Genomic DNA, 4,069 nt, shown 5'->3' on the forward strand with positions numbered 1-4,069 from the left:
CGCCCGGTCGCCACGACCGCGGCCGCGGCGACCAGACCGCCCAGGACGAGCCCGTAGGACAGGTGCAACGCGACCCCGAGCAGCGCACCGCCCGCCGCCGGCGCCCACCACCCGCCGCGGCCGGCCGCCCCGACCGCCACCAGCGCCACACCCCAGGCCAGCACCGCGGCGAACATCCCGTCCGCGGACACCCCGACCCACACCGCCCCCGGCAGCAGCACCCCGAACGGCAGCGCCCGTCGCGCCACGCCCTCGCCACCGACCGCGCGCACCGCCACCGCGACCGCCACGCACGCCGACGCCCCGACCAGCACCGTCGCCACCCCGGCCGGCCCCCCACCACCCAACCCGACCCGGTCGAGCAGGACGTAGAACAGGAACGCGCCCGGCGGGTGCGCGCCGACGTGGGTGGTCCAGTGGCCCGGCTGGTCCGCGGTGACCACGAAGTCGGTGAACGTGCGCAGCATCGCCGCGATGTCGTCCACCCGCGGGACGTCGTTCAGGTACTCGTCGGCACTGGACAACCGCTCCACGACCCCCCGCCGCCAGCCGTCGACCAGCGCCAGGGACGCCGTCCAGGCCAGCGACGCCGCGTACGCCAGACCCAGCAGCGGCCGCCAGGCCATCCGCACCGCGAGCCCCGGACCGTGCGCGACGCCGAGCAGGCCCACGACGACGGCGGCGGGGGTGCCGGGGCCGAGGTGGGGGAGCCATCGGGCGAGCAGCGGGGGCCAGCCGAGGAAGACCTCGGCGCCGCCGGCGTAGGAGAGCCGGCCGACGACGGCTGCGGCCAGGACCAGGAGGGCGGCGGTGGTGACGGCGAGGAGGTCGGGCTGGAGAAGTCTTGCTGGGCGCACTCCCGTGACGGTAGGGAGGATCGGGGAGGTGGCGGCTTACCGAACGGTGACGGCAGGGGGTTGGGGTCGTCTTCGCAGGGGTGGTGGGGTCTTCGCAGGTGCTGTGGACCCTGCGAAGACCATGGTGACTCTGCGAAGACGCCTCCGGGACCGTTCCGGGGAGGGGGAGTAGTGGGCGTCATACCTTGACTGCGGCGCCGCGGCGACATACGTTCGCGCACAACTGATATACCAATCAGCGACATGCTGTGTGGCAGAGGGGATCGCCATGTCCGCGCTCGCCGATCCGGACCTGGACGCGCCCGCCGTCCCCGGTCCGGACCTGCAGTCGCCACTCGCGGCGGCCGATCCCGAGGTGGCCGCCGCGATCGCCGCCGAGCTGCGCCGACAGCGGTCGACGCGGGGCCGGGTCGCCGCGCTGGTGGAGCGCCGCCCGCTCCACCCCGACCTGGGCGCGGACTCGTGAGCCCGCGCACCCCGGGCGCCGACCTGCCCGAGCACCCCGACTTCCTCTGGCGCAACCCCGAGCCCAAGCGCTCCTACGACGTCGTCATCGTCGGCGGCGGCGGGCACGGCCTGGCCACCGCGCACTACCTGGCGAAGAACCACGGCATCACCGACGTCGCGGTGCTGGAGAAGGGGTGGCTGGCCGGCGGCAACATGGCCCGCAACACCACCATCATCCGCTCCAACTACCTGTGGGACGAGAGCGCGGCGATCTACGAGCACGCGCTCAAGCTGTGGGAGGGCCTGGAGGACGACCTGGGCTACCCGATCCTGTTCAGCCAGCGCGGGGTGCTGAACCTGGCGCACTCGCTGCAGGACGTCCGCGAGAGCGTGCGGCGGGTCGAGGCCAACAAGCTCAACGGCGTCGACGCCGAGTGGATCGGCCCCGACGAGGTGCGCAAGGTGTGCCCGATCGTCAACACCTCGACCGACATCCGCTACCCGGTCATGGGCGCCACCTACCAGCCGCGCGCGGGCATCGCCAAGCACGACTACGTCGCCTGGGGCTTCGCCCGCCGCATCGACCAGGCCGGCGGCGACCTCGTCCAGGACTGCGAGGTCACCGGGTTCACCACCGACGGCGACCGGGTCACCGGGGTGCGCACCACCCGCGGCGACATCGCCGCCGGGCACGTCGTGCTGTGCGCGGCCGGGCACACCTCGGTGCTGACCGACATGCTCGGCTTCCGGGTGCCGCTGCAGAGCCACCCGCTGCAGGCGCTGGTGTCCGAGCTGCTGGAGCCGGTGCACCCGACGATCGTCATGTCGAACGCGGTGCACGTCTACGTCTCGCAGGCGCACAAGGGCGAGCTGGTCATGGGGGCAGGCGTCGACTCCTACAACGGCTACGGCCAGCGCGGCGCGTTCCACATCATCGAGCGCCAGATGGCCGCGGCGGTGGAGCTGTTCCCGGTGTTCGCCCGGGCCCACCTGCTGCGCACCTGGGGCGGGATCGTCGACGTCACCCCGGACGCGTCACCGGTCGCCGGGCGCACCCCGTACGCCAACCTGACGATCAACTGCGGCTGGGGGACCGGCGGGTTCAAGGCCACCCCGGGCATCGGCTGGTGCCTGGCCGACACCGTCGCCAAGGGCGAGCCGCACCCCTATGTGGCGCCGTTCGCGCTCGACCGCTTCGTCACCGGCGCGCTCGTCGACGAGCACGGCGCCGCCGCCGTCGCCCACTAGGAGAGCCGTGCAACTCATCGAATGCCCGTGGTGCGGCCCCCGCGAGGAGGTCGAGTTCCACTACGGCGGCCAGGCCCACGTCGCCTACCCGGACGACCCGGCCGCGCTGACCGACGAGCAGTGGGCGCACTACGTCTTCTTCCGCGACAACCCCAAGGGCCGCTTCGCCGAGCGCTGGAGCCACAGCGCGGGCTGCCGGCGCTGGTTCAACGCGGTCCGCGACACCGCCACCTACCGCTTCGAGCGCGTGCACCGCCCCGACGAGAGCCCGACGCCATGAGCACCTTCCGCACGCCCACCGGCGGGCGCGTCGACCGCGCCAAAACCGTCGGGTTCACCTTCGACGGGCAGCCCTTCACCGCCCACCCCGGCGACACCCTCGCCTCGGCGCTGCTCGCGGCCGGGCACCACCAGGTGGCCACCAGCGTGCAGTTCGGCCGTCCCCGCGGCATCACCGCCGCCTGGGCCGAGGACTCCGGCGGCCTCGTGCAGGTCGAGGAGCCGTTCCCGGAGCCGATGCTGCTGGCCGCCACCATCGAGGTCCACGAGGGCCTGGTGGCGCACGGCCTGCCCGGCCAGGGCCGGCTCGCCGAGGTCGGCGACGCGGCCCGCTACGACGCCGTGCACCACCACGTCGACGTGCTCGTCGTGGGCGCCGGGCCGGCCGGCCTGGTCGCCGCGCTCGACGCCGCCCGGGCCGGGGCCCGCGTCGCGCTCGTCGACGAGCAGACCGAGGCCGGGGGCTCGCTGCTGGCGGGCACCGACCTGCTCGACGGGGCCCCGGCGCCGGAGTGGGTCGCCGCCGCGGTCGCCGAACTGGCCGCCCACCCCGACGTCCTGCACCTGCAGCGGACCACCGCCTTCGGCGCCTACGACGACGGCTTCGTGCTGGCCCTCGAACGGCGCACCGACCACCTCGGGGCGGCCGCGCCCAAGCACCTGTCCCGCCAGCGGGTGTGGCGCCTCCGGGCCCGCCGGGTCGTCGTCGCGACCGGCGCCCACGAGCGCCCGGTCGTCTTCGCCGACAACGACCGGCCCGGGATCATGCTGGCCGGCGCGGCCCGCACGTTCCTGCACCGCTACGGCGTCCTCGCCGGACGCGATGCCGTCGTCTTCACCACCGACGACAGCGCCTACGACGCCGCGCTCGACCTGCACGCCGCGGGTGCCCGGGTCGCGGCCGTGGTCGACGCGCGACCGTCGGGGCCGGCGCGTCGCGTCACGCAGTGCGAGGCGGCCGGGATCCCGGTCGTGGCGGGATCGGTGGTCGCCGGCACCCGCGGCGCCGAGCGGGTCACGCACGCGCTGGTCGCGCCGTTCGCGGCCGGTCAGCTCGGCGCGGTCGAGGAGATCGCCTGCGACCTGCTGCTGGTCAGCGGGGGCTGGAACCCGGCGGTGCACCTGTTCAGCCAGGCCCGGGGCCGGCTGCGCTACGACGACGCGCTCGGGGCCTTCGTGCCCGGCGAGGAGCTCGACGGCCTGGCCGTCGCCGGCGCGGCGGCGGGCGTGGCCGACCT

The 4,069-nt window shown here is 74.9% G+C and carries 4 protein-coding genes and 1 pseudogene; 4 read left to right on the forward strand and 1 reads right to left on the reverse strand.

Annotated features, from left to right (window positions below; all coding sequences use genetic code 11):
• A pseudogene (locus KIK08_RS37670) lies at window positions 1-857 on the reverse strand (hypothetical protein); the annotation flags it as partial.
• Between the two features lie 268 nt (window positions 858-1,125).
• Here KIK08_RS37670 and KIK08_RS37675 point away from each other — a divergent pair.
• The 4 genes from KIK08_RS37675 to KIK08_RS37690 form a co-directional block, all read left to right on the forward strand.
• Window positions 1,126-1,323, forward strand: coding sequence for a hypothetical protein (locus tag KIK08_RS37675; RefSeq protein WP_214408096.1), 198 nt, complete (start codon window positions 1,126-1,128; stop codon window positions 1,321-1,323).
• Entirely contained in the window at window positions 1,320-2,552 is a 1,233-nt protein-coding gene (locus KIK08_RS37680) for a sarcosine oxidase subunit beta family protein (protein ID WP_214408097.1), read from the forward strand. The genes KIK08_RS37675 and KIK08_RS37680 overlap by 4 nt, the downstream gene beginning before the upstream one ends.
• 7 nt (window positions 2,553-2,559) lie before the next feature.
• Window positions 2,560-2,832 (forward strand): sarcosine oxidase subunit delta, encoded by a 273-nt coding sequence (locus KIK08_RS37685; RefSeq protein ID WP_214408098.1) that lies wholly within the window; start codon window positions 2,560-2,562, stop codon window positions 2,830-2,832.
• Window positions 2,829-4,069, forward strand: a 1,241-nt coding sequence (locus KIK08_RS37690; RefSeq protein WP_214408099.1) for a 2Fe-2S iron-sulfur cluster-binding protein, incomplete at its 3' end; no start/stop codon positions are given. The genes KIK08_RS37685 and KIK08_RS37690, both read left to right, overlap by 4 nt.

The sequence above is a fragment of the Pseudonocardia lacus genome (assembly GCF_018531445.1).
GTDB lineage: Bacteria > Actinomycetota > Actinomycetes > Mycobacteriales > Pseudonocardiaceae > Pseudonocardia > Pseudonocardia lacus.